General features: G+C 74.5%; 23 protein-coding genes and 1 pseudogene. 11 read left to right on the forward strand and 13 right to left on the reverse strand.

All coding sequences use genetic code 11. The features are described 5' to 3' along the window. Window positions 1-132 precede the first annotated feature (132 nt). Window positions 133-369, forward strand: coding sequence for a helix-turn-helix domain-containing protein (locus OMK64_RS17115; RefSeq protein WP_272729566.1), 237 nt, complete (start codon window positions 133-135; stop codon window positions 367-369). Between the two features lie 16 nt (window positions 370-385). On the opposite strand, the gene OMK64_RS17120 is transcribed toward OMK64_RS17115, so the two are convergent. Together OMK64_RS17120 and arfA are read right to left on the reverse strand one after the other, a co-directional pair. Then, a complete protein-coding gene (locus tag OMK64_RS17120) occupies window positions 386-1387 on the reverse strand; it encodes a hypothetical protein (RefSeq protein WP_272729567.1) in 1002 nt (333 codons plus the stop codon). Between the two features lie 317 nt (window positions 1388-1704). Continuing rightward, a complete protein-coding gene (arfA, locus tag OMK64_RS17125) occupies window positions 1705-3228 on the reverse strand; it encodes an arabinosylfuranosidase ArfA (protein ID WP_272729568.1) in 1524 nt (507 codons plus the stop codon). 242 nt (window positions 3229-3470) lie between these two features. Here arfA and OMK64_RS17130 point away from each other — a divergent pair, with 242 nt between their 5' ends. The 4 genes from OMK64_RS17130 to OMK64_RS17145 all read left to right on the forward strand — a co-directional run bounded on the left by OMK64_RS17130 (window position 3471) and on the right by OMK64_RS17145 (window position 7391). Then, window positions 3471-4940 (forward strand): Gfo/Idh/MocA family protein, encoded by a 1470-nt coding sequence (locus OMK64_RS17130; protein WP_272729569.1) that lies wholly within the window; start codon window positions 3471-3473, stop codon window positions 4938-4940. Next, window positions 4937-5989, forward strand: a complete 1053-nt coding sequence (locus tag OMK64_RS17135; RefSeq protein WP_272729570.1) for a DUF6807 domain-containing protein — start codon at window positions 4937-4939, stop codon at window positions 5987-5989. The genes OMK64_RS17130 and OMK64_RS17135 overlap by 4 nt, the downstream gene beginning before the upstream one ends. Beyond that, window positions 5986-6714, forward strand: coding sequence for a cupin domain-containing protein (locus OMK64_RS17140; RefSeq protein ID WP_272729571.1), 729 nt, complete (start codon window positions 5986-5988; stop codon window positions 6712-6714). The genes OMK64_RS17135 and OMK64_RS17140 overlap by 4 nt, the downstream gene beginning before the upstream one ends. A gap of 62 nt (window positions 6715-6776) precedes the next feature. Continuing rightward, window positions 6777-7391 (forward strand): GNAT family N-acetyltransferase, encoded by a 615-nt coding sequence (locus OMK64_RS17145; protein WP_272729572.1) that lies wholly within the window; start codon window positions 6777-6779, stop codon window positions 7389-7391. On the opposite strand, the gene OMK64_RS17150 is transcribed toward OMK64_RS17145, so the two are convergent. The 3 genes from OMK64_RS17150 to OMK64_RS17160 all read right to left on the reverse strand — a co-directional run bounded on the left by OMK64_RS17150 (window position 7361) and on the right by OMK64_RS17160 (window position 12064). Continuing rightward, window positions 7361-7981: a DUF2238 domain-containing protein gene (locus OMK64_RS17150; RefSeq protein ID WP_272729573.1), complete on the reverse strand. Its 621-nt coding sequence runs from the start codon at window positions 7979-7981 to the stop codon at window positions 7361-7363. The two genes, OMK64_RS17145 and OMK64_RS17150, sit on opposite strands and share 31 nt — an antisense overlap. 83 nt (window positions 7982-8064) lie before the next feature. Next, the gene (locus OMK64_RS17155; protein WP_272729574.1) at window positions 8065-10320 is read right to left on the reverse strand and encodes a hypothetical protein; all 2256 of its coding nucleotides are present in this window, start codon (window positions 10318-10320) and stop codon (window positions 8065-8067) included. Between the two features lie 79 nt (window positions 10321-10399). Further along, window positions 10400-12064: a bifunctional NAD(P)/FAD-dependent oxidoreductase/class I SAM-dependent methyltransferase gene (locus OMK64_RS17160; protein WP_272729575.1), complete on the reverse strand. Its 1665-nt coding sequence runs from the start codon at window positions 12062-12064 to the stop codon at window positions 10400-10402. Between the two features lie 184 nt (window positions 12065-12248). Here OMK64_RS17160 and OMK64_RS17165 point away from each other — a divergent pair, with 184 nt between their 5' ends. Beyond that, complete coding sequence (locus OMK64_RS17165) at window positions 12249-12845, forward strand: helix-turn-helix domain-containing protein (RefSeq protein WP_272729587.1); 597 nt, start codon at window positions 12249-12251, stop codon at window positions 12843-12845. Window positions 12846-12857: 12 nt separating this feature from the next. Here the strand turns inward: OMK64_RS17165 and OMK64_RS17170 are convergent, their stop codons facing one another. The 7 genes from OMK64_RS17170 to OMK64_RS17200 all read right to left on the reverse strand — a co-directional run bounded on the left by OMK64_RS17170 (window position 12858) and on the right by OMK64_RS17200 (window position 20749). Then, a complete protein-coding gene (locus OMK64_RS17170; protein WP_272729576.1) occupies window positions 12858-14561 on the reverse strand; it encodes a bifunctional 3'-5' exonuclease/DNA polymerase in 1704 nt (567 codons plus the stop codon). 33 nt (window positions 14562-14594) lie between these two features. Continuing rightward, complete coding sequence (locus tag OMK64_RS17175) at window positions 14595-14897, reverse strand: hypothetical protein (RefSeq protein WP_272729577.1); 303 nt, start codon at window positions 14895-14897, stop codon at window positions 14595-14597. 154 nt (window positions 14898-15051) lie between these two features. Beyond that, on the reverse strand, window positions 15052-15711 hold the full coding sequence (locus OMK64_RS17180; RefSeq protein ID WP_272729578.1) for an N-acetyltransferase: 660 nt from the start codon (window positions 15709-15711) through the stop codon (window positions 15052-15054). Between the two features lie 107 nt (window positions 15712-15818). Next, the gene (locus OMK64_RS17185) at window positions 15819-16232 is read right to left on the reverse strand and encodes a hypothetical protein (RefSeq protein WP_272729579.1); all 414 of its coding nucleotides are present in this window, start codon (window positions 16230-16232) and stop codon (window positions 15819-15821) included. 186 nt (window positions 16233-16418) lie between these two features. Further along, window positions 16419-18416, reverse strand: a complete 1998-nt coding sequence (locus tag OMK64_RS17190) for a beta-galactosidase (RefSeq protein ID WP_272729580.1) — start codon at window positions 18414-18416, stop codon at window positions 16419-16421. Between the two features lie 74 nt (window positions 18417-18490). Then, complete coding sequence (locus OMK64_RS17195; protein WP_272729581.1) at window positions 18491-19633, reverse strand: Gfo/Idh/MocA family protein; 1143 nt, start codon at window positions 19631-19633, stop codon at window positions 18491-18493. A 72-nt stretch (window positions 19634-19705) separates the two neighbouring features. Next, entirely contained in the window at window positions 19706-20749 is a 1044-nt protein-coding gene (locus OMK64_RS17200; protein ID WP_272729582.1) for a LacI family DNA-binding transcriptional regulator, read from the reverse strand. A 236-nt stretch (window positions 20750-20985) separates the two neighbouring features. Between OMK64_RS17200 and OMK64_RS21235 the strand changes: the two are divergent. From OMK64_RS21235 to OMK64_RS17215, 4 genes and pseudogenes are all read left to right on the forward strand, one after another. Beyond that, a pseudogene (locus tag OMK64_RS21235) lies at window positions 20986-21234 on the forward strand (L-rhamnose mutarotase); the annotation flags it as partial. Window positions 21235-21418: 184 nt separating this feature from the next. Then, complete coding sequence (locus tag OMK64_RS17205) at window positions 21419-22222, forward strand: carbohydrate ABC transporter permease (protein ID WP_272729583.1); 804 nt, start codon at window positions 21419-21421, stop codon at window positions 22220-22222. Window positions 22223-22275: 53 nt separating this feature from the next. Continuing rightward, a complete protein-coding gene (locus tag OMK64_RS17210; RefSeq protein ID WP_272729588.1) occupies window positions 22276-23130 on the forward strand; it encodes a carbohydrate ABC transporter permease in 855 nt (284 codons plus the stop codon). 65 nt (window positions 23131-23195) lie between these two features. Further along, entirely contained in the window at window positions 23196-23861 is a 666-nt protein-coding gene (locus tag OMK64_RS17215) for a YesL family protein (RefSeq protein WP_272729584.1), read from the forward strand. A 139-nt stretch (window positions 23862-24000) separates the two neighbouring features. On the opposite strand, the gene OMK64_RS17220 is transcribed toward OMK64_RS17215, so the two are convergent. Then, entirely contained in the window at window positions 24001-24462 is a 462-nt protein-coding gene (locus OMK64_RS17220; RefSeq protein WP_272729585.1) for a rhodanese-like domain-containing protein, read from the reverse strand. Window positions 24463-24545: 83 nt separating this feature from the next. On the opposite strand from OMK64_RS17220, the gene OMK64_RS17225 reads away from it, so the two are divergent. Next, a complete protein-coding gene (locus OMK64_RS17225; protein WP_272729586.1) occupies window positions 24546-25499 on the forward strand; it encodes a helix-turn-helix domain-containing protein in 954 nt (317 codons plus the stop codon). Window positions 25500-25502 lie beyond the last annotated feature (3 nt).

Consider the following 25502-nt stretch of genomic DNA (forward strand, 5'->3'; position numbering starts at 1 on the left):
AGCTCAGCGCGCCCGGAACGAGAGCCGGTAGGCCTGCGGGCTCAGGCGGCGACGCCGGGCGAAGTGGTGGCGCAGCGTGTCGGCGCTGCCGATCCCGGAGCGCTCCGCGACGGCCCCGACGGGCAGGCCCTGATGTCGGAGCGGACGTTCGTCCGGCGGTTCCACGAGACGACGGGAGCGACGCCGCACCGCTGGCTGCTCGAGCAGCGGCTGGCCCTGGCCGAGGAGCTCCTCGAGTCGACCGACCTGCCCGTCGGGGCCGTCGCGGAGCGCTCCGGGATCGGCAGCGCCGACACGCTGCGCCACCACTTCGCCCGGCGTCGCCGCCTGAGCCCGCAGGCCTACCGGCTCTCGTTCCGGGCGCGCTGAGCTCAGCGCGTCGCGGCTAGGGGCAGTCGCGCAGGATGGCCTCGATGACGCGGCCGCGGTCCCCGGTGCGGCCGACCGCCTCGGCCCGGGCGTCGAGCTGTCGTCGGAGGTCCGGGGTGAGCGACGCGCACCGACCCGGAAGGCACCGCCGCAGCGCCTGGAGCGACCAGTACTCGTTGAACGGCTTCCAGTCGGACAGCGCCTGCTCGGCGAGCGGGGCGACGGCCGCCCCGTCCGGGCGCGCATAGAGCCCGCACGCCGCGACGAGCCGCAGGCCGAGGTCGGGCGAGCCCAGCAGGGGAGTCACGTCGACGCCCGACGCGCTCGCCGCGCGCACCATCTGCCGCGCCAGGTCCTCCATCGCCCGCGTGCGCTCCGGGCTCCGGGGCATGGTCCACCGCACGGTCTTGTACCGCTCCGCCAGGTCGAGGAGCTCCTGCGGCAGCGCGGGTTGCGACGCTGCTCCGGAGCGCGCGCCCGCTGGAGGTGCGCCGTCCGGTGGGAGGCCGAGCGGGACGTCGAAGGAGACGTCGCCGGGCGGGTGCGCCGGACGCGCGCCGCCAGGCGCCGACCCGCCGCCACCGCCGCGCTGCTCGAGCGCGTCGAGCCGGCTGCGGACCTCCGCGAGCCCGTCGCGCGCGGCCGCGAGCCCCTCCATGACCTCGGTGCTGTTGTAGGTGGCGTCGTCCGCCTGGTGCTTCGCCTGCTCGGCGGTGCCCTTGGTCTGCCGGACCACGCGGCGCAGGTCCGAGACCACCTCGTTGTCGCCGATGCGCAGGCGCGGGAACCGCCCGTCGACGGCGGTCATGGTGAGGAACACGGCGACCAGGAGCAGAGCGGCCGCCCCGACGCCGTTGTCCGTCCGGAAGACGGCGACCGCGCCGACCACGCCCGCGACCGCGGCGAGGACGCCGGCGCACCACCGTGCGACGACGGGGATGTCGCCCGGCAGGTCGTCCTCGTCGGTCGGCGGAGGCTGCGGCTCGTCGTCCTCGCGGGCCGCTCGCTCGGGGTGCACCGGCGACGCCGCCGTGCGGGTCCCGCGCGGATCCGAAGGTCGGCGGACGGCTCCGGGCATCTGGCGCACCTCCCGCACCTCGCAGGTCGACCTGCGTCGACGAGCCTTCGCACCGATGCTCCCGCTCACTCCCGCGACGCGCACGCCGCGGCGAGCCTCGACCGTCGTGGGTCGACGCCGAGTTCGTCACGTCGTGCCGAGTTCGTCAGGTGCAGCTGACGAACTCGACGCGGACTGACGAACTCGGCGAGGGGTGAGGGGACGGGCAGGCCTCGTGTCGGTCGCCGTGCGGGCGGCCGGGTCGTCGGCCCTGTGGGTCAGAGGCGGGTCAGCGTCGTGGGCAGCGCCAGCCAGGACTCGGGGGCCAGGGTGAGGACCGTGCGGCCCGTCTCGGCGGACGTGACCGGGGCGTCCACCTCCGAGACGTGCTCGGCGATGACCCGGGCCGCGTGCTCGGGACCCTCGACAGCGGGCTCGTGGTCGGCCGTGACCTGCACGCCACGGTCGAGCGTCAGCGTCACGCCGGGGTGCGACAGCTCCACCTCGACGGGCTCGGCGGACCGGTTGACCAGGAACACGGCGCCCTCGGTGCCGTCAAGCGTCGCGGCCGCCGTGACGACGGGGACGTCGCCGTGCTGGGCGGTCGTGACGGTCGGGGCGGTGACGCGCAGGTCGAGCGCGGTGCCGCGGGCCAGGCGGGCGGTCGTCGCGAAGGGCGCGAACGTCGGCTGGCGCCAGGCGGGGCCGTCGGGCTCGGTCATGATCGGCGCGATGACGTTGACGAGCTGCGCGAGGCACGCGACGGGCACGCGGTCGGCGTGGTTGAGCAGCGTGACGAGCAGGTCGCCGACGACCACGGCGTCGAGCGCCGAGTAGACGTCCTCGATGATGCGCGGCGCGTCCCTCTGCAGCGGGAGGTTCTTCTCGCCGACGAAGCGCGACTGCAGGTACCAGACGTTCCACTCGTCGAACGAGATGGTGATCTGCTTGTCGGAGCGGCGGCGCGCGGCGACGGCGTCCGCCGACGCGACGACGCGGCGGATGAACCGGTCCATCGCGGTGCCGGAGCCGAGGAACGACGCGCGGTCGCCGTCGAGCTCCTCGTAGTAGGCGTGCATCGAGATGTGGTCGACGACGTCCCAGGTGTGCTCGAGGACGGTCCGCTCCCACTCGCCGAACGTGTCCATCTGCATGGACGACGAGCCGCACGCGACGAGCTCGATGGTGGGGTCGACGAGCTTCATGGCCTTGCCGGCCTCGGCGGCGAGCTTGCCGTACTCGTCGGCGGTCTTGTGGCCGATCTGCCACGGGCCGTCCATCTCGTTGCCGAGGCACCACAGGCGCACGCCGTAGGGCTTCTCGCGGCCGTTGGCGATGCGCAGGTCGGCCCAGCGGGAGCCGGCCTCGCCGTTGCAGTACTCGACGAGCGCGGCGGCGGCGGCGACCCCGCGGGTGCCGAGGTTGACGGCCATCATCGGCTCGATGCCCTCGCGCTCGGCCCACTGGAGGAACTCGTCGGTGCCGATCGTGTTGGGTTCGATGGTCCGCCACGCGAGGTCGATGAACGGCTTGCGCTCCTCGACGGGTCCGACGCCGTCCTCCCAGACGTAGTTGGAGACGAAGTTGCCGCCGGGGTAGCGGGCCATGGTGACGCCGAGCTCGTGCGTGAGGTCGGCGACGTCGCGGCGGAAGCCGTGCTCGTCGGCGGTCGCGTGACCGGGCTCGTAGATGCCGGTGTAGACGGCGCGGCCGAGGTGCTCGACGAACGAGCCGAAGACGCGGCGGTCGATCGGCCCGACGCGGAAGTCGGGGTGGAGCAGGACGGTCGCGCGCTGGGACATCGGGTTCTCCTGGGGTGGTGCCGGGTGATGCCCGACGGCGGCGTCAGGCGGTTCGTGCAACGTTGTAGAAGTGAGCCTAACCCGCGCCCGTCACGCGGCGGAAGTCCCGCCGGCGGCCGGCACGGATCGATTCGACGATCGTGGCAGACGCTGGCGCCCGCGCGCGCCCCGACCTAGGCTACGAATCACGGAACGCGCTTTCCCGATGCGGTGCGACGTCGCACCGAGAGCAGAGGATCTACGTGGTCGACCAGAACCCCACCGCCCCCCGTCCCGCCTCCAGCGCGAGCACCGTCGCGTCGCAGGGAGTCGTCCCGGACTTCGCGCCCGCGCCGCCCGGCGAGCAGCGCCGGTTCGCCGTCGCCGGCACGGGGCACCGTGCGGGCATGTACGTCGCGGCGATCACGGGCGAGCACGCCGACGTCGCGACCCTCGTCGCGTGGCTCGACCCGAACCCCGGCCGCATCGACTACTACGACGCCGAGGTCGGCCGCGCGACCGGCCACGACGGTCCCGCAGGCCTGCCGCGGTACACGCCCGAGGGCCTCGAGAAGATGATCGAGGAGCAGCGCGTCGACACCGTCGTCGTCACGGCCCCCGACCACACCCACGCCGACCTCGTCGCGCGCGCGCTCGCCGCCGGCGCCGACGTCGTCGTCGAGAAGCCCCTGACCACCGACCGCGCGGGCTGCCGCCGTATCACCGGCGCCGTCGTTGACACCGGCCGCGACGTCGTCATGACGTTCAACTACCGCTACGCGCCGCGGAACTCGTCGTTGCGCGAGGTCATCCGGTCCGGGCAGATCGGCGAGGTCACGAGCGTGCACTTCGAGTGGGCGCTCGACACCGTGCACGGCGCCGACTACTTCCGCCGCTGGCACCGGGACAAGAAGAACTCCGGCGGGCTGCTGGTGCACAAGTCGAGCCACCACTTCGACCTCGTCAACTGGTGGCTCGACGACGTCCCGTCGCGCGTCTACGCGTCGGGCGGCCTCAAGTTCTACGGCGAGCGCAACGCCGCCGCCCGCGGGCTCGCCCCGCGCCCGTCGCGCGGCACCGGCACGTCCGGCGACCCGTTCGCGCTCGACCTCCACGACGACCCGCGGCTCAAGGCGCTCTACCTCGACGCCGAGCACCACGACGGCTACCTGCGCGACCAGGACGTCTTCGGCCCCGGCATCACGATCGAGGACAACATGGCCCTCGTCGTCGACTACCGCTCGGGCGCGACGCTCACGTACTCGCTCAACGCGCACAGCCCGTGGGAGGGGTACCGGGTCACCGTCAACGGGACCGAGGGGCGCGCGGAGCTCGAGGTCGTCGAGCGCGGGGCCGTGATCGTCGGGGACGACGGCAAGGTCGTGCTCGACCCGTCCGCGACGCCCGGGGGGATCGCCGCCGGCGGGCTGCGACCCGAGGGCGAGCGGCTGCTCGTCCAGCGGCACTGGGAGGCGCCCGTCGCGTACGAGATCCCCGCGGGCATCGGCGGGCACGGCGGCGGCGACGCGATCCTGCTCAAGGACGTCTTCCGGCGGCACCTGCGCGTCTCGCAGGACGCGCTCGGGCGGCCCGCCGGGTACCTCGACGGGCTGCGCGCGGTGGCCGTCGGGATCGCCGCCAACCAGTCGCTCGTCACGGGCCTGCCCGTCCGCGTCGACGACCTCGACCTCGGCGTCGACCTGGCGCGCACGCCGCGCGAGGTCTCCGCGTGAGCGGGGCGGCCGCGTCGGACGGGGCGACGGGCGCCTGGGACGGGGCGACGGGCGCGACGCGGACGACGGGAACGACACGGCTGCCGCGGCTCGACGCGCGCCCCGCGGTCGGTGCGCTGCACGACGTCAGCCGTGCCGTCGACGTCACCGCGGCGGGCACCACGCTCGCGCGGTACGTCTACGTCCCCGACGACGCGCAGCTCGAGAGCCCGCGGCCCTACGTGCACCCGCTGCGCACGCGCGGCGGCGACCTCGTCTCGGCGTTCCGCCCGTGGGACCACGTGTGGCACAAGGGCGTGTCGTGGTCGCTGCCGGTCGTCGGCGAGCACAACTTCTGGGGCGGACCGACGTACGTGCACGGCCACGGCTACGTGCAGCTCGACAACGACGGGTCGATGGACCACCAGGACCTGCGCGTCCTCGCCGTCGCGGCCGACCGCGTCGACGTCGCGCACACCCTCGCGTGGCACACGCAGTCCGGCGAGCACGTCGTCGACGAGGACCGGGCACTCGGGTTCGTCGTGCCCGCCGACCAGCCCGACGCGTGGGTGCTGACCTTCACGACGACGATGACGAACGTGTCCGCGCACGACCTGACGATCGGCTCGCCGACCACCCGTGGGCGCGAGAACGCGGGCTACGGCGGCCTGTTCTGGCGCGGTCCGCGGTCGTTCACCGACGGTGTCCTGCTCGCGCCCGGCGGCACGGGCGGCGAGGAGCTGCGCGGCACGCGTCAGCCGTGGCTCGGGCTCGTCGGGCGGCACGACGACGTGGGCCGCGCGTCGACCGTCGTCATGGTCGACGGCACGGGCGAGGCCGACGGAGCGGGGCCGCGGTGGTTCGCCCGCGTCGAGCAGTTCGGGTGCCTCAACCCCGCGCCGTTCTTCTCGGCCGAGGTGCCGTTCGCGCCGGGCGGCACGGTGTCGTTCCGGTACGCGGTGGTCGTGGCCGACGGCGGGTCGGACGTCGACCGGGCAGGGGCGCTCGCGGCGCTCGGGACGACCGCCCTCGACGCGGCGGCGCCCGACGCGGAGGTCGGCGCGTCGTGAGCCTCCTGCCCGGCGGGGTCTCCGTCAGCCACCTGCGCGTGTACGACTGGCCCGCTCCCGACGGCGTCGGGCGCGCCGGGTCGGGGTCGCCGCACCTGCACACCGTCTCGGCCGAGGCGTACGTCGTGCTCGGCGGGACGGGTGCGGTGCACACCCTCGGACCAGACGGGTTCGTCGAGCACCGGCTGACGGTGGGCGACGTCGTGCGTTTCGACCCGGGCGTCGTGCACCGCGCGGTCAACGACGGCGACCTCGAGGTGCTCGTCGTCATGGGGAACGCCGGGCTGCCGGAGGCCGGGGACGCCGTGCTCACGTTCCCGCCGCAGGTGCTCGCCGACCCCGACGCCTACCGCGCCGCTGCGGCGCTCCCGGGACCTGACGCGTCCGACGACGCGCTCGCCGCCGCCGCGCGCCGTCGTCGCGACCTCGCACTCGAGGGGTACGCGGGACTCCTCGACGACGTCCGCCGCCTCGGGGCGGCGCAGGCGCTCCGACCGGTGCACGAGGCCGCCGCCCGCCTGGTCCGGCCGTCCGTCCCGGACTGGCAGGACCGCTGGACCCGGGGCGTCCTCCCGGAGAGCGACGGCACCGCCCGCGCGCTCGACGGCCTCGTGCGCGGGGACACCGGGCACCTCGCGTCGGCGCTGGTGCGCGCGGCGCGCCCCGACCCGGCGCCCCGCCGCTACGGCATGTGCGGCCGGCTGCAGACGTGGCCCCTCGAGTAGGCCCGGGCCCCGGGTGCCGGAGGGCATTGCCACGACGAGGAGGTGCTCCTAGCGTCGCGGAGGTGAGCCCCACGGACATCACGATCGACGGCCATCGCGTCGTTCCGCTCGGCCCCGACACGTGGGACCTGTTCGCGGACCTCGCCGAGAAGCACAACGGCGTGTGGGGCGGGTGCTGGTGCACCTACTTCCACCTCTACCCCGACCCCACGGAGGAGCGGCGGGCGATCGGGCACCGCGAGCTCAAGCGGCAGCTCGTCCTCGCCGGGCGCGCGCACGCGGCGCTCGTGCTCGACGGTGACGCCGCGATCGCGTGGGCCCAGTACGGGACGGTCGACGAGCTCGCGAACATCCACCACCGCAAGCAGTGGGAGCGCGAGGCCGTGCGCCGCCCCGACTTCCGGATCACGTGCCTGTTCGTCGACCGCGACCACCGGCGCGGCGGCATGGCGTCGGTCGCGGTGCGGGGTGCGCTCGCGCTGATCGCGGCGGCCGGCGGCGGGCTCGTCGAGTCGTACCCGCACGACCTGCCGCCGGGGAAGAAGACGTCGGCGTCGTTCCTCTACAACGCGACGCGGACCATGTACGAGCAGCTCGGGTTCACCTACGACCGGCCCAAGGGCCAGGGCAACTGCGTCATGACGACCTACGTCGACGCCGCCGCACCCGCGGGCTGACCCGCGCGCGACCCGCCGCCGAGCCGCACGAGCACCGCCCCCGCGACCGCGGACCCGAGCGCGCCCATCACCATGTCGCCGATCGTGTCGCCGTACGCGACGTAGATCGTCGGGTCGAGGTACGTGTGGCCCAGGTACTCGCCGATCTCCCACGCGACGCTGAGCGTCGTCCCGAGTGACACGGTGACCAGGACGGACGCCGCGCCCGCACCCGCGGCGCGCGCCGCGCGCGGGTCGACGACCGCACGCGTGCGGACCGCCAGCAGCAGGTGCGCGACCGCCGCGACGAGGCCCGTCACGACGAGGTGCATGACGACGTCGAGCCACGGCACGGCCTCGTACAGCCCGAGCACGCCCGCCCACGCCGCCGCGAGCAGCCCCACGCCGTAAGCGGCGTCGAGCCACGCCGGCACGCCGCCGAGCGGCGGCAGCGCCACACCTCCCACGACGAGGACGAGCAGCGCGGCGTCGACCGGCCCGAGCGTCAGGAGCGCGACGACCACGCTGACGAGCGCCGCGGCGCGCACGACGCCGCCGGGCCCGCGGAGCAGGGTGCGCGCGACCGCGCCACCGCCGGTGCCTCGCGTCACGTCGCCTCCGCCCGGACCGTCGCGCCCCGCCGTCGTGGCGACGCTACGTCCCGCACCGGGGATCCGCGCGCTGACCTGCGCGCTCAGTGGCGCAGGCGTTCCGCGATGAGCACCCGTCCCAGCCGCAGGAGCCGCAGGCCGGCAGGCTCGTCCTGGACCAGCTGGTCACGGCCGCGCGGGCCGAACGTCTCGAAGAACTGCGAGAAGCGCTTCACCGAGATAGCGGCCGAGAACGCGACCATCACCTCGATCGCGCTGCGCGAGTTCACGAGAGGACGCAGACCGCCCGCCGACCGGTACAGCACGTAGAGGATCAGCAGGTCCTCGTCCGCGAGGACGAACGACGGTGCACCCGCGAGGATGTCGGCGACCAGGGCGTTCCCGGGGAAGACGTCCGGCTGGTCGTCGGGTGCCGCGTACGGTCCGAGGTGCGGGTTCTGACCGGGCACGCGCCGGTGCTCCTCGGTGGTCGCACCCTGCACGGCCCACGTGCGGAACCACGCGTCGACGTCGAGCTCGCCGAACACCTCGATCCTCGGGCGCAGCGGGATCCCGACGACCTCGTCGAGCACGCTGAGCACGTCGGCGGAGCTGTGCGCGGACAGGTGCAGCAGGACGTCGCGGCGCGGGCCGGGGACGGCGTGCGCCTGGGCGGTGCGCACCAGGCGGTACAGCATGCGCTCGGCGACCTCCACCACCGTGAGGGCTCCCAGGTCCACGTCGGGCGGTTCGAGGTTCTGCACCCGGTACTGGTCGACACGCGCCCTCAGGTGCTGCCGCAGCGACGTCGGGTCGAGCGGGTCGATCCCCAGCCGCCTCAGGAGCAGCACGAGATCGAGGATGTCGAACAGGTCCTGCGCCACCTTCTTGTGGCTGACCTCCGCCTCCTTGGTCCGCGTGACGGCGGTCTTCAGCTTGTCGCGCAGGAGGTCCGTCAGCCCGAGGAGCGGCACGCTCGTCGTCGGCGACGCCGTGGGGTCGACGTGCCGCACGTAGTCGGCGCTGTGGGTCGGCAGGGCCCGGGGTGCGGGCGCACCGTGCGCGAACCCCTGGTTGAGGGAGATGCTCACCTCGACCGAGAACCAGTCGTGCGTCCCGATCGTGAGGGCCTTCTTGCCCGCGGCGGAGAACTGGCTGAACGTCAGCCCCTGCGCGCGACGGCTCTTCGAGATCTCCAGCAGCCGGTTCACCATGTGCAGCACCTGCTTGCCCTGCGGCCCGGAGAAGGTCGTCATGCCGGGGAGCGGGTCCATGCGGAAGTCCAGGTCGGAGACCGGCCGGTGCCCGCCGTGGAACGCGATCGCGCCGCCCCCCGCGAGGAAGACGGTGTACCCGAGCTGCGCCATGCCCTCGCTGAGCTCGTGCGCGATCTCGAGGATCGTGACGCCGTTGGGCAGCGCGGTCGACAGGCGCGCCGCGAGCGTCGTGTAGTCGGCCTCGCCGCGGAAGAGCTTGTCGACCGCCACCTCGAACGGGTGCACGAACGACTCGCGCGGCAGCCGGCGCGTCTCGAGCAGGAACTCGAACCAGTCGAGCAGCCGCTCGTACCCCTCGACGAACGCGACCAGCCCTCCGGCCGAGAGCCGGGGGTCCTGCGGCGACAGCTGCGCCATGAACAGGCGGAGCTTCTGCCCCTCCAGCACCAGAGGCATCACCGTCAGCAGCACCCGCGGGACGACGTCGGGGTTGCGCAGGAGGGTCCCGAACACGGCGTGCGTCGGCTTCGACGCGCGCGCCGCGACAAGCGCGTCCACCACACGCCGGCCCCCGGGCTCGGTGAGGAGGCCGAGGACCCGGTCGGCCGGCAGGTCGTGCTGCGCGCAGACCTCGAGCGCCAGACGCAGGCCCTCGAGACGCGTGCGCTCCGCCGCGGACTGCACGTCGAGGTCGACGAGCGCGTCGAGCGTCGGACCGGTCACGTCGCGCCCGGCGGCCCAGCCGCGGAGCGCGTCGAGGCGCGCGAGCTGGTCGTCGACCGCCCGGAGCGTCACCCGGCTCGTCCCGCCGAACGGGGGCGGCTGGAGGTCGTGGGCGTTGTACTCCGCGACACGGCGGAGCACCCCCGCGACCGTCGTCCGGACGTCGACCTCGTCGTGGACGGCTCGCAGCGCCGCGGGGTCGAGCAGTCGCTGCGCGGTCGGCGTGCCCGCACCGGCGAGCAGCCGGCCGACCGCGGCGTTGCCGACGGCCCGCTGCAGGTGCCGCACGCCGTGCACCGAGAGTGCGGCGGTCGCGGGCGCCGGGAGCGGCGTGCGCGGCGGTCCGGGCGCCCGCAGGTGCGGCCTCGGCGGCGCAGTGACGGGCGCGTCCCGCACGCCTCCGACGTGTCGTGCTGCCACGGTCACGAGCGCCCCCCGGTCCCTCGCGCGGCCTGCGGTCAGCGTAGCCAGGGGCCGGTGCGGGCGCCCGCGGGGCCGCTCAGCGGCGGCGCGCGCGCAGGATCGCGTCGTGCAGGACGACGGGACGTCCCTCGGGGTCGACCGCGTCGCGCGGCCGGGCCTCCGCGGTGACGACCTCCCACTGCGCCGGGTCGAGCAGGGCCGCGACCTCGTCGGCGTCCGCGAACAGCTCGGGGACGTGCGGTCGCCGCATCGAGGTGGCGAGGTCGGCGGCGTGGTGGCCGACGACCAGCAGCGTCCCTCCCGGCCGGACGAGCGACGCCATGCGCGCCACGGCCGCGGGGCGCTGCGTCGGCGGCAGGTGGAGGTAGTGCGACGTCACGAGGTCGTAGGGCTCGTCGTCCCAGCCGTCGTCGGACGTGATGTCGGCCTGGCGCCACGTGACGCGGTCGGCCACGCCGTGCTCGGCGGCGGTCCGCTCGCCGCGCGCGAGCCCGCCGGCCGCCCAGTCGGTCGCGGTGACGTGCCACCCCCGCTGGGCGAGCCAGACCGCGTCGCCGCCCTCGCCCGCGGCGACGTCGAGCGCGCGACCCGGGGGCAGCTCGCCGACCTCGTCGACCAGGGTGCCGTTGGGGCGGCCCGACCACTGGCGGGCGCCGGCGTAGCGCTCCTCCCAGAAGTCCGGCGCGAACATGCCGGCGAGCTCGTCGGGCAGCTCGATGCCGGACGTCGGGTCGACGTGCCGTCCGCCGTCGGCGCCGTGCCCGTGCGCGTGGCCGTGCCCGGGCTCGTGTGCCCGGCCCTCGGCGCGGGCCACGGCGGACTCCGCGTCCTGCATGACGAGCCACGCGTTGACCTGCGCGCCCGCGGTCGCGCCGGCCGCCGCGGAGACCACCACGGTCGCGCGCAGGTCGGTGACGTTGCCCGCGACCCACACGCCGGGCAGGGTCGTCGCGCCGGTCGGGTCGGCGGGGACGGCGCGCCCGATCTCGTGCCCGTCGACGAGCAGCGGCACGGGGTGCAGGCCGAGGGGCGCGAGGTGCTCGGCGCGCGCGACCGTGCGCGTGCCGACGACGACGGCCCCGGCCCGCAGGGCCGAGCCCGACGCGAGCCGGATGGTGAGGTCGCCGGACGGGCCGTCGACGGCGGTCGCGCGGTCGTCGACGAGCCGCACGCCGGTCGCGGCGAGCCGCTCGACGTCCTCGGGGGCGAGTGCGGGTGCCGTGTGCCGGACGAGCGTGACGTCGGCCGTCCACTGCCGCCACAGCAGCGCGGCATGCGCGGCCATGGGATTGGTCCCGACGATCACGACGGCCCGGTCGCGCACCTCCCAGCCGTGGCAGTAGGGGCAGTGCAGGACGTCCGTGCCCCAGCGATCGGCGACGCCGGCGACGTCGGGCAGCTCGTCGACCAGGCCGGTCGCCGACAGCACCGCGCGCGCGACGACGGAGCGGCCGTCGGCGAGCTCGACCGTGAAGGTGCCGTCCTCCTGGTGCACCGCGAGGACCTCGCCGGGCTCGACGTGCACGCCGTACCGCGCGACCTCGGCGCGGCCCGCGGCGAGCAGCTCGAGCGGCGGGGTGCCGTCGCGCGTGAGCATCCCGTGCGCGTGCGCGGCGGGGGCGTTGCGCGGCGCGCCCGCGTCGACCACGAGCACCGACCGCCGCGCGCGCCCGAGCATGAGCGCACCGCTCAGCCCGGCGGGCCCGCCGCCGACGACCACGACGTCGTACCGCTCGTCCATGCCTGCTCCTCGTCCGGTCCGGGGCCCACCCGGTCGCCTGCTCGTCGCCGCACCCGAGCGGGGCGGCCTGCCGACGACTGTGCGCCGTGCGACGATGGGCTGGCAACTTCCGTTGCCGTTCCGGCAACTCCGGCCGGGCCGTCATGGCGGTGACGGCCACCCCCGACGTGGCGAGGTGAGGACGATCCCCGACGACATCGACGCGGCGCTCGACGCGGTGGGCGCCCGCCTGCGCGCGCTGCGCGCCGACCGTGGCCTCACGCTCGCGCAGGTCGCCGACGCCACCGGCGTCTCCGTCTCGACGCTCTCCCGGCTCGAGTCGGGTGGCCGTCGGCCGACGCTCGAGCTGCTGCTCCCGCTGGCCCGGGAGTACCAGGTCCCGCTCGACGAGCTCGTCGACGCCCCCGCGACCGGCGACCCGCGCGTCTACGCGCGCCCGTTCCAGCGGCACGACCGCACGTTCGTCCCCCTCACCCGGCGCCCCGGCGGACTGCGCGCGTACAAGGTCGTCATCCCGCCCGAGACGTCGCGCGTCGACCCGGAGCTCAAGGTGCACGAGGGCTGGGAGTGGCTCTACGTCCTGTCCGGCCGGCTGCGGCTGCTGCTCGGCACGCACGACCTCACGCTCGGTCCGGGTGAGGTCGCCGAGTTCGACACCCGCACCCCGCACGCGCTGCTCAACCCGGGCCCGGAGCCGGTCGAGATGCTCACGCTCTTCGGCCCGCAGGGCGAGCGCCTGCACGTCCGCGCGCAGCAGCGCCGCAGTCCGGCAGGACCGTGACGCCGCCCGGGGTCACTTCGCGCGGTCGTAGCTCTCGACGACGGACACGGTGAGTGCGAAGTCCACGGGCGTCGCGCCGAAGAGCAGGCGGCCCGCCTCGACGGCCGCGGCTCGCACGGCGTCGGCCACCTCGTCGGCGACCGCGGCGGGGGAGTGCACCATGACCTCGTCGTGCAGGAAGAACACGAGGTGCGGCCGCCCCTCGACGTCGCGCAACCGGCGCCGCAGCGACGCCATCCAGCACAGCGCCCACTCCGCGGCCGTGCCCTGCACGACGAAGTTGCGCGTGAACCGTCCCCAGTCCCGCGCGCGCCGGCGCACGGCCCGGACGTCCTCCGCGGCCGCGCCCTCCGCCGACGCCGCCGTGAGCTCCGCCTGCCACGCGGCGTCCGGTGCGGGCGACGAGCGACCGAGCCACGTCGTCACGACCTCCCCGCGCTCACCCGCGCGCGCCGCCGCCTCCACGAGCGCGACCGCGCGCGGGTACGCCCGCGTGAGCTGCGGCATGAGCGCGGCGCTCGCACCCGTCGTCGCGCCGTAGATCGCGCCGAGCATCGCGTACTTCGCGTCCGACCGGGTCGCGACGATGCCCGCGTCGACCACGCCCTGGTAGAGGTCCGCCTGCCGCCCCGCGGCCGCCATCGGGGCGTCGCCCGACATCGCCGCGAGCACGCGCGGCTCGAGCTGGGACGCGTCGGCGACGACCAGCCGCCAGCCGTCGTCGGCCCGCACCGCCGCCCGGATCGCCGCGGGGAGCTGGAGCGCGCCGCCGCCGTTCGTCGCCCACCGGCCCGACACCACGCCGCCCGGCACGTACTCGGGCCGGAACCGGCCGTCGTGGATCCACGTGTCCATCCACGCCCACCCGTTCGCGGACAGCAGGCGCGAGAGCGACTTGTACTCCAGCAGCGGCTCACGCACCGGGTGGTCGAGCGCGCGGATCTCCCACTTCGACGTCGACTGCACGTCGAAGCCCGCGAGCCGCAGGCCGCGCAGCAGGTCCGGCTGCGAGTCGGGGTTCAGCGTCGGCTGGACGAGGTGCTCGCGGATCTGCTCGGCGAGGGCCTCGAGCCGCGCCGGGCGGCCGCCGCCGCGCGGGCGTGGACCCAGCAGGTCGGTGAGCAGCGCGTCGTGCACCGCGGTGTCCCACGGCATGCCGTCGTGCCGCATCTCCTGCGCGATCAGCGCACCCGTCGACTCCGCGGCGAGCAGCAGGCGCAGGCGCCCCGGCTCGGTCGAGCCCGCGACCGCGGCGAGCTGCCGCGCGAGCTCGTCGGCGACGTCGAGCGGGACCTCGTCGGTGTGGGCCGGTGCCGCGGCGGGCGCGCCCGGGTCGTCGAGCAGGGTCAGCTCGTCGAGCAGGTCCGGCTCGGCCGGCGGCGGCTCGTCGGGGCGGCGACCGTCCCACGGACCGCGCGGCGCCCGGGCCAGGTCGGAGCCGCTCGCGTACGCGCTGCCGCGCAGGATCGCGTGGCACAGCCGCAGGTCGTGACAGCGCTCGACGCGGACGCCCGCTCGCAGCAGCGCCGGGTAGCGGCGCGCCGTGTCGTCCCACACCCAGCGCGGGCGATCCGTCTCGTACCGTGCGACGGCCGCTGGGAGGTCGCGTGCCGCGACGCGCTCGACGTCGTCGGCCGGCTCACCGTCGTCGGACGCGTGCCGCAGGAGCACGCCGCCGGCCCGGTCCGGGTCGTCGGCGAGCAGCACGTAGGGCACGTGCCATTGTCGGGCCCGCCACCCACACCGCTCTCAGAACCCGCCGCCTCCGCCGTCGCCGCCGCCGAAGCCGCCGCCGTCGAAGCCGCCGAACCCGCCGCCCCCGTCGTAGCCGCCGTGGCCGTGACCGCCCGAGCCGCCGTCGGACGACCCGTGGAACCACCCGCTGAACCACCCGCCGCCGTGCGCGGCGGGCGTGACGTCGGGCGTCGGGGTCACGGGGTCGGTACCCCCGTCGGGCGTCTTGCCGCCGTCGACGATCGGGACCATCACGGCCGCCGTCGCCGCAGTGTCCGCGGACCGGTCCTTGCGGCGCCATCCACCGAAAAGCGTCATCGCGCACCCCTCGCCGAACAGGCCCGGCGGACCGGGCGGACGGTCCCTTGCACCAGCGGATCGTGCGCGGGTGCACGGGTTGTGACGAGGGCAGCATGACACGCCCTCTTTCCCTGGGGGAAGAGGCTGCTTGACTGTTTCTTGACCGAGGAGGTCAGGCGGCCTTGCCGGGTCGCGACATGGGGATGATCCACGGGCCTTCCGGCGCGAGCGCGACGCGGGAGTGCGTCTCCGCGTAGCCGAGCGCGGAGTAGTACGTGACGTTGAGCGGCTTCGTCGTCTCGAGGTAGCCGGGGGCCTCGCCCGCGTCGATGTCCGCGAACACGCGCGCCATGAGCAGCTTGCCGCGGCCCGCCCGCTGCAGGTCGGGCCGGACGCCGAGCGCCTCGACGTACCAGGCGTCCGCCGGGACCCCCTCGGAGGTGAGGTCACCGAACTTGATCAGACCGAACGAGTGCTCGCGGGTGCGCAGCGCGATCGCGGCGATCCGGAAGGCCTGCCGCCACCACCGCGCCGCCGTCATCGGGTAGCGGCCGGGTGCGTAGAGCGCGACCGCGCCGGTGACGACGCCGTCGAGCTTCGTCACGTAGGTGAGGCCGTACCGCAGGGCGTCCGAGAGCGTCATCCGGTACAGCGCGCGGAGCTCCGACTCGCGCCGGGCGTCGACGGGGAACAGGTGGCGGAATCCGGGGTCGTCGGCGAGCGCCGCGGCCAGGACGGCGGCGGCGGCGGGGAGGTCGGCGCGCGTGAGCGGCTCGACGACGTCAGGGGGTGCCGGCCGGGTGGCAGGCGGCTCGGACGGGGTCGCTGCCATGGGGCGCATCCTCACCGGGACAAGCGTCCAGTTGCAACCGGATCGTCCGGCTCGTGCGTCACACCGGCGGGTGAAAAGTCAGACGTCTCGCGGTATCCGCAGGTCAGTCAGGCGCCCGCCGTCGCGACCGTGACGGCAATCACCGCGCTCGGCTCGGCCTCGACCTCGACGACGTGCTCGACGCCGAGGTCGACCGGGTCGCCGATCGTGACGTCGCCACCACCCGCGGTCCGCACATCGCCGCCGCACGCGACGCCGCCTTCCCACGCGCCGTCGAGGTAGACCCGCGCGACGTCGCGGCCCGTGCACGACACGGTCACCGTCACGCCCGTCGGGGGCCGGCCCTGCGGGCGCACCTCGACCCGGACGCTGCCGGTCCCCGCGCCCCGGGCCAGCGTCGCGTCGGTGACCCCCTGCTCGGCCAGCAGCGCGCCGGGGTCGGGCGGGCGGGTCATGGGCAGGACGACGAGGACGACGACCGCGGCCACCGCGACGAGCACCCCCGCGACGACGCCGATCACGACCCCGCGACGACTCCGACCGCCCGCGCGTGCCGACCTGTCGCGTACCGCAGTCCCCGCACCGTTGCCGACCATGCGCGTCCCCTCAGCCGCCACGGGCCCCCGGTGGCCCGTGGCGGTGATGGTAGGGGCGCGGCGCCGTCGGTGGGCCGGAAATCCGCGGGAGAGCGGTCGCCCGTCGGGCGCCTACACCTGTTCGCGCAGCACCGCGTAGCCACCCGCGTCGACCTGGCCGTCGGACGTCCGGCCCGTGATCACCTCGCCTGGCGGCAGGTCCACCGGCGACGCGGTGTGGTTGAGCACGAACAGCCACGAGCGGCCGTCGTCGGCGTGCCGGCGCGCGACCTCGACGCCCTCCGGCACACCGGCCAGCACCGGCTCGACACCCGCCTCGACGAGCAGCGTCTCCGTCAGCGCCCCGAGGGCCGCGTCGTCCAGACGCGTCGCGAGGTACCAGGCGGACCCGTCACCGACGGCCCGACGCGTCACGGCCGGACCGCCCGCGAGGTCGCCGTCGGCGAACGTCCGCACGACCTCGGTGCCGTCCGCCGGGTGGATCCGCTCCGACCACACGTCCGCGACGGAGCCGTCGTCGAGCGTCAGCGTCTCGCCCTCCTGCAGCGCCCAGAACTCCTCGGTCCGGACGCCCAGCAGGTCCCGGAACGCGCCCGGGTAGCCGCCGAGGCGCACGTGGTCGTGCTCGTCGACGATCCCCGAGAAGTAGGTGACGAGCACGGTCGCGCCGGCCTCCGCCGCCTTCGCCAGGTTGGCCGCGTCGGCGTCGGTCGTCACGTAGAGCGTCGGGACGACGACGAGCCGGTAGCCCGACAGGTCCGCCGACGGCGGCACGACGTCGACGCTCACGTGCCGCTCCCACAGCGCGCGGTAGTGCGCGAGCACGCGGTCGGGGTAGGTGACGTCGGTCGACGGGTGCGAGTCGAGCTCGACGCCCCACCACGACGGGTAGTCCCACACGATCGCGACGTCGGACCGCACGCGCGATCCCTTGACCTCGCCGATCGCCTTCAGGGCCGCGCCGAGCTCGACCGTCGAGCGCCACACGTCGGTGTCCGTCCCCGTGTGCGGCAGCATCGCCGAGTGGAACTTCTCGGCGCCCGCCGCCGACTGCCGCCACTGGAAGAACATGACCGCGTCCGCACCGTGCGCGACGTGCGCGAGCGAGTGCCGCAGCATCTCGCCGGGTCGCTTGGTGCGGTTGCGCGGCTGCCAGTTCACGGCCGACGTCGAGTGCTCCATGAGCACCCACGGGTCACCGCCTGCGACGCCCCGCGTCAGGTCGGCGCTGAGCGCGAGCTCGACGTGCGCGAGCGGGTCGTGCGCGCGCGTGTAGTGGTCGTTCGCGATGAGGTCGAGGTCACCGGCCCAGGAGAAGTAGTCCATCCACTTCGTGCCCGTCGACAGCATGAGGTTGGTCGTCGTCGGCACGTGCGGGGTGACCTCGCGCAGCACGTCGCGCAGCGCGCGGTAGTGCACGAGCAGCTCGTCGGAGGAGTACCGCGCGAAGTCGAGCTGCTGCGTCGGGTTCGGGTACGTCGGCGCCGCGCGCGGCGGCAGCACCTCGTCGAAGGAGTCGTACCGCTGCGACCAGAACGCCGTGCCCCACGCCGCGTTGAGCGCCTCGACCGTCCCGTACCGCGCCTCGAGCCAGCGGCGGAACGCGGCGGCCGCGTCGTCGGAGTAGTCGTGCGGCACGTGGCAGCCCAGCTCGTTGTCGACGTGCCACAGCGCGAGCGCCGGGTGCTCGCGGTACCGCTCGGCCATCCGACGCGTCATCGCGACCGCGTACTCGCGCCACAGCGGCGCGGACACCCGGTACGCCTGCCGGCCGCCCGGGTGCAGCACCGTGCCGTCGGCCAGCACGGGCAGCAGCTCGGGGTGCTTCCGCGTGAGCCACGGCGGCGGGCTCGCGGTCGCCGTCGCGAGCGCGACCTTGATCCCCGCCGCCGCGAGGCGGTCGAGGATGTCGTCGAGCCAGCCGAAGTCGTACTCGCCCGGCCGCGGCTCGAGCTGCGCCCACGAGAAGATGCCGACGCTCACGAGCGTCACGCCCGCCTGCTGCATGAGCTCGACGTCCTCGACGCGGGTCGCGAGCGGCCACTGCTCCGGGTTGTAGTCGCCGCCGTAGGCGATGCCGTCGACGCCGAGCGGCCAGGGGTTCGTCATGGGAGTACCTCGCGAGGGGTGGTGCGGTCGGGGTGCAGGGTCGTGCGTGCCGTGGCTGCTCGGGAGGTCCGCCCTCACGTGTCCGACGTCGCCGCGACCGGTCGCAGGTCCTCGACGCCGTGCAGGAAGCCGCCGCGCAGGTCGCTGCCGGGCGCGAGGTCGGCCTTGATGACGGGCCTCCCCAGGGCGGCGGACGCGTAGATCGCGGTGACGAGCTCGAGCGACCGCGCCGGGTCGGCCGCGACGGGCGGCAGCGGCGTACCGGTCCGGAACGCGGCGTAGACGGCCCGCAGGAGCGGGGTGTGGCCGCTGGGCTCGTCGTCGGCGGGCAGGGTCCAGGACTCCGGCGCGGGCTCGGCCGGCCCGCCGGTCGTCGCCGGTGCGGGGGTCAGTCGCCACGAGCGGGCGTCGTGCCCGTAGAGGTGCTCGACCTCGACGGTGCCGAGCGTCGTGTCGACGCGCACGTAGCTCGTCTGGCGGGGTGCGAGCGCGGTCGTGAGGACCGACACGACCGCGCCGTTCGCGAACCGTACGACCGCCGTCGACGTGTCCTCGGTCTCGAGGTCGCGGTCCAGCCGGAACGCGCGCGCGTCGACCTCGGCCCAGTCGCCGAGCAGGAACGCGAGCAGGTCGAGCTGGTGGATGCCGAGCCCGAGCAGCGGCCCCCCGCCCTCGGTCGCCCACCTCCCGCGCCACGGCACGGCGTAGTAGTCCTCCTGCCGCCGGTACCAGAGCGTGTGGCAGACGCCGACGAGCGGCCGGCCGAGCGCGCCGTCGGCGAGCAGCCGCTGCACGTGCCCGACGGCGGTGCCGGTGCGCTGCTGGAACACGACCGCGTACTCGCGGCCGGCCTCACGCGCGACGTCGAGGACCGTGTCGAGGTCGGCGAGCGAGAGGACGGGCGGCTTCTCGCACACGACGTGCGCCCCCGCACGCAGCGCGGTGACGGCCTGGTCGCGGTGCAGTCCGGGCGGCGTGCACAGGTGGACGACGTCGACGGCCTCGGCGGCGAGCAGGTCGTCGAGCGCGCCGTACCTGCCGGCGATCCCGTAGCGGTCCGCGAAGGCGTCCCGGACCTCGGGGTTCGGGTCGGCGACGGCGGTGACGGTCGCGCCGGGGTCGGCGTCGAGGACCTGCTGGTGGGCGTGCGCGATCGCGCCGGTGCCGACGATCGCGACGCGCAGGACGGCGTCGGGCGCGGAGGTCGAGTCGGTCACGTGCGCTCCTTTGCCACGGATTGAATCGTCTCACTGTACGGGGAAGCGCTTGCCTCCTGTCCAGAGGAGGCGTCAGGCGTGCGGGTCGGACGACCCCCGCACGACGAGCTCGGGCTGGAACTGGACCCGCTGGTGCTGGAACCGCTCGCCCTCGGAGCGCTGGCGCAGCAGCAGGTCCGCCGCGGTCCAGCCGAGCTGGTGCGTCGGCTGGCGCACCGACGTGAGCGGGACGGTGAGCATCGACGCGAACGTGACGTCGTCGTACCCGACGACCGCCATCTCGGCCGGCACGGCCACGTCGCGCGCACGCAGCCCGCGCAGCACCCCGAGCGCCGCGAGGTCGTTGACGCAGAACACGGCGGTCGGGCGGTCAGCCGTGTCGAGCACCTGCGCGATGCCTTCCTCTCCACCGTCCGCGTTGAGCGACCCGATCGTCACCTCGACGAGCGCCCGCTCGGGGTCGAGCCCCGCGGCGTGCAGCGCCTGCAGGACGCCCGCGCGACGGTCGGCGCACTGGCGGATGCTCAGCGGGCCGTTGACGAACGCGATGCGGCGGTGGCCCAGTGCGACGAGGTGCTCGATCGCGAGCGCCGCGCCGCGCACGTCGTCGACCGCGACCGACGAGAGGTCGTCGAACGGCGACGTCGCGTCGAGCAGGACGACGTCGACGCCGCGGTCGCGCACCGCCAGTAGCGCGTCGATCGACCCGGCCGAGGGGGTCACCATGACGCCCTGCACGCCGTGCTCCTCGAACAGCCGGAGGTAGCGCGACTCGCGCTCGGGGTCCTCGTCCGACGACGACAGCATCAGCGTGTAGTCCTCGGCCGCGAGCCGGTCCTCGACGCCGCGCGCGACCTCGGTGAAGAACGGGTTCGCGATGTCGAGGACGATCGCGCCGACCGTCTGGATGGTGCCGGCCCGCAGCTGGCGCGCGGACGCGTTGCGGACGAACTGGAGCTCGTCGATCGCGGCCTGCACGCGGTCCCGGGTGGCGGGCGTGACCTGGTCGGGGCGGTTGAGGACGTTCGACACGGTGCCGACGCTCACGCCCGCGCGCTTGGCGACGTCGGTGATCGACGGGCGGCGTTCCGCTCGTCCCCGGGTCGTGGTGGCCATCCGTGGTCCTCCGCTCTGCGTCCTCGCGCCCCGATGGTATCGGCGGCCCCGGGCCCGCCGTCGGCACGCCCGCCCGGCGGTCTCCTGGCGCGCCGTGGGCCGATCGCGGCGCAGTACGCTGCGTCGGGAAAGGGCTTCCCGGACGGATCGCCGCGGAAGGGTTGACGCCTGGGGCGCCCGTTCCTAGAGTGCAGGACGATGAATCGTTTCAACGACGCGACGATCGGAGGCAGGCCGTGACGCGAGTCTGCTTCGTCTCCCGGGTCCGCCCGGACCGCCTCGACGAGTACCGCGCCCGGCACGCCGCCGTGTGGCCGGAGATGCTCGAGGCGCTCCGCGACACCGGGTGGCGCGACTACTCCCTGTACCTGGCGCCCGACGGGCTCCTCGTCGGGCACCTCCAGACCGACGACTACGCCGCCGCGCAGGAGGCGATGACGCGCACCGCCGTCAACCCGCGCTGGCAGGCCGAGATGGCCGAGTTCTTCGTCACCGACGGCAACCCCGACGAGGGGTTCCAGGTGCTCGACGAGGTCTTCCACCTCGAGGACCAGCTGCGCGCCGCCGCCCGGCACCGTACGCAAGCGTCGCAAGGCCGCCGAGACCCGCGCCGGGTACGCGTTCCTCGCGCCGTGGCTGCTGGGCTTCTTCCTCCTGACCGCCGGCCCGATGCTCGCGTCGCTGTACCTGGCGTTCACGAACTACAACCTGTTCGCGCCGCCCGAGTTCACCGGCCTCGAGAACTTCCGGCTCCTGCTCCAGGACCCGAGCTACCTCAAGGCGTGGCAGGTCACCGCGACCTACGTGGTCTTCGGGACGCCGATCAAGCTCGTCGCCGCGCTCGCGGTCGCGATGCTGCTGAACAACCGGCGTCGCGGCAAGGGCTTCTACCGGTCGTCGTTCTACCTGCCGTCGCTCGTCGGCGCGTCCGTGTCGATCGCCATCGTCTGGAAGGCGATGTTCATCGACGACGGCATCGTCGATCAGATCGGCCAGTTCTTCGGCGCCCCCGCCGGCGGCTGGGTCGGCGACCCGAACCGCACGATGCCGATGCTGATCCTGCTGACCGTGTGGCAGTTCGGTGCGCCGATGGTCATCTTCCTCGCGGGCCTCAAGCAGATCCCGAACGAGCTCTACGAGGCCGCGTCCGTCGACGGCGCCGGCCCGGTCCGCAAGTTCCGCAACATCACGCTGCCGATGCTCTCGCCGGTCATCTTCTTCAACCTGCTGCTCGAGACGATCCACGCGTTCCAGATCTTCGCGTCGGCGTTCATCATCTCGAACGGCACCGGCGGCCCGGCGCGGTCGACGCTCTTCTACACGCTGTACCTCTACCAGCGCGGTTTCCAGGACTTCCGGATGGGCTACGCCGCGGCGATGGCCTGGGTCCTCGTCGTCGTCATCGGCCTCATCACCGTGCTCTTCTTCCGCAGCTCGAAGCTCTGGGTGCACTACTCCGGGGAGGGCAAGTGACCACCATCGCCGCGACCCCCAGCGGTCCCGTCACCACCGAGCACAGCGACCAGCTGCGCCGCCGGCACCGCACGCGCGAGCGCCTCAAGGGCGTCGGCTTCCACGCCCTCGTCCTCGCGATCGTCGTCGTGATCCTCTACCCGGCCGTGTGGATGCTGTCCTCGTCGTTCAAGCCGAGCAGCGACATCGTCGGCAACGTCAGCCTCGTCCCTGACGCCGCGACGTTCGCGAACTTCGCCAAGGCGCTCGACGGCATCGGCGGCGTCTCGTTCTGGACGTTCTTCACCAACTCGCTGATCCTCGCGGTCGGGTCCGTCGTCGGGATCACGCTGTCCTGCTCGGTGTCCGCCTACGCGTTCGCGCGCATCGACTTCCCCGGCCGGAACACGTTCTTCGCGCTCATGATCGGCACGCTCCTGCTGCCGTTCCACGTCGTGATCATCCCGCAGTACATCGTGTTCTCCCGGCTGAACCTGGTGGACACGTTCGTCCCGCTGCTCATCGGCAAGTTCCTCGCCGCCGAGGCGTTCTTCGTGTTCCTCATGGTGCAGTTCATGCGGAACCTGCCGCGCGAGCTCGACGAGGCCGCGCGCATCGACGGCGCGGGGCACGTGCGGATCTTCAGCTCGATCATGCTGCCGCTCATGAAGCCCGCACTCGTGACGAGCTCGATCTTCGCGTTCATCTGGTCGTGGAACGACTTCTTCGGGCCGCTCCTGTACCTCAAGGACCCCGACCTGGCGACCATGCCGCTCGCGCTGCGGCTCTACGTCGACCAGACGACGACGTCCGACTACGGCGCCCAGATGGCGATGGCCGTCCTCGCGCTCGTGCCCGTGCTGCTGTTCTTCCTCGTGTTCCAGCGGTACCTCGTCGAGGGCGTCGCGACGCAGGGCCTCAAGGGCTGATGACGCGTGCGCCGCGGGGCGGTCCGGCGTCGGCGGGACCGCCCCGACGTGCGAGCCTGGTCGCCATGACCGACGCCAGCACCGGCCGACCGGACGACGACGCCACGCGGCCCGACGGCGGCACGCGCCCCGACGACGACGGCACGCGGCCCGACGACCGCGCGCTGCTCGGCGGCGGACGCGTCGGCCTGTTCGGCGAGTCGCTCACCGTGGGTCTCGCCGTCTCCGTGCTGTCGCTGCCCGTCGTCACCGCGCTGCCCGCGCTCGCCGCGGGGATCGCGCACGTCCGCCGGCACGTCGACGGCCGCCCCGACTCGCTGCGCGACCTGTGGGACGACTTCCGCCTCGCGTGCCGCGGCGTGTGGCTCGTGTCCGTCGGCTCCGTCCTCCTGCTGCTCGTGCTCGCGTTCAACGTGAGCCTCGCCGGCACCGGCGCGCTGCCGGGGGGCACGGGCGTCCGCGTCGTCTCGGTCCTGATCGCGGTGCTCCTGGTGGTCGCGCTGCTGCGCGCCGCCGCCGGGTGGACGCCCGGGGCGGTGTGGCGGCTCGTGCTGCGCGACGCGGGCCGGCGCACGGGCGACGACCTCACCGGCACGTCGCTGCTGGTCCTCGCGCTCGCGCTGTGCGGCGTCATCGTCTGGATGCTGCCGCCGCTCGTCGTGATCGTCCCGGGCCTGCTGGCGCTCGCGACCGTCGCCGTCGAGCACCGCGCGGTGGTCCGTCGGTCCTGACGGCCGCCGCACGCCGCGTCCCGCGTCGGACGACACCACGCCCCGAGAGCGCGACATGCATGTCGCGTCCCCGGGGCGTCGTCGCACCCCGTCGGCTCCGGCCTCGTGTCGGGTTCGTGTCCGGCGCGGTCGGGTCCGGTCAGCAGTCGCAGGCCGGGCTCGTGACCGGTGCGGTGAGCGGGTCGGGCGCGCGGCGCGCGGGTGCCCCGTCGCCGACGACGACCGGCAGCCCCTCGCGGGCCCAGTACTCGAAGCCGCCGATCATCTCGCGCACGCGGTAGCCCTGCAGCGAGAGCTCGAGGGCCGCGCGCGTCGCGCCGTCGCACCCCGGACCCCAGCAGTAGGTCACCACGGGCACGTCGGGGTCGAGCACGTCGGCGGCGCGCTCGCGCATCGCGGCGAGCGGCAGGTGGATCGCGCCCGGGATGCGGCCCTGCGCCCAGGCGGCGTCGCCGCGGCTGTCGACGAGGACGAACCCGGGGTCGCCGGTCTCGAGCGCGGCGTGCAGGTCGGAGGCGTCGATCGCCCAGCGCAGGCGGGCCGCGAAGTGGGCCGCGGCGGCGCGGGTGTCGTCCGAGGTCAGGTCGAGGTTCGTCGTCATGGCCACGAGTGTCGTGACGACGCCCGGTGCCCGGCCACTGGCAGAGATGCCGTCACTCGGGCAACGTCTGCCAACATCGGCGCATGCTGCACGACGTCGTCGCCCTGGTCGGGCCCCAGGTCGCGGCCTTCGAGCTCGGGGTGCTGTCCGAGGTGTTCGGCCTCGACCGGACCGCCGAGGGGCTGCCCGGCTACGACTTCGCGGTCGCGTCGCCGACGCCCGGCCGCATCCCCACGTCGTCGGGGTTCGCCGTGCACGTCGACCACGGCCTCGAACGGCTCGCGCGTGCCGACCTCGTCGCCGTGCCGGCCTGGACGTCGGCGCCCGTCGACCCGCCCGTCGAGGTCGTCGACGCGCTGCATCGGGCGGTCGACCGCGGCGCGCGGGTGCTGTCGATCTGCTCGGGCGCGTTCCTGCTCGCCGCGGCGGGGCTGCTCGACGGGCGGCGGGCAGCGACCCACTGGAAGTACGCGCCGCTGCTCGCCACGCGGTACCCGTCGGTCGACGTCGACCCGGACGTGCTGTACGTCGACGCGGGCAGCGTCGTCACGAGCGCGGGCACCGCCGCCGCGATCGACGCGTGCCTGCACCTGGTCCGGCTCGAGCACGGCGCGGGTGTCGCCAACGCGGTCGCGCGCCGCATGGTCGTCGCGACGCACCGCCACGGCGGCCAGGCGCAGTTCATCGAGCCGCCGTCGGCCGCCGTGCGGGCGGACGACGTGATGGGCGACCCGCTCGAGTGGGCGCGCCGGCGCCTGCACGAGGAGCTGCCCGTCCGCCGGCTCGCCGGGCAGGCCCTGATGTCGGAGCGGACGTTCGTCCGGCGGTTCCACGAGACGACGGGAGCGACGCCGCACCGCTGGCTGCTCGAGCAGCGGCTGGCCCTGGCCGAGGAGCTCCTCGAGTCGACCGACCTGCCCGTCGGGGCCGTCGCGGAGCGCTCCGGGATCGGCAGCGCCGACACGCTGCGCCACCACTTCGCCCGGCGTCGCCGCCTGAGCCCGCAGGCCTACCGGCTCTCGTTCCGGGCGCGCTGAGCT

Origin of the sequence: Cellulomonas fimi (assembly GCF_028527925.1) — a bacterium.
Lineage (GTDB): Bacteria > Actinomycetota > Actinomycetes > Actinomycetales > Cellulomonadaceae > Cellulomonas > Cellulomonas fimi_C.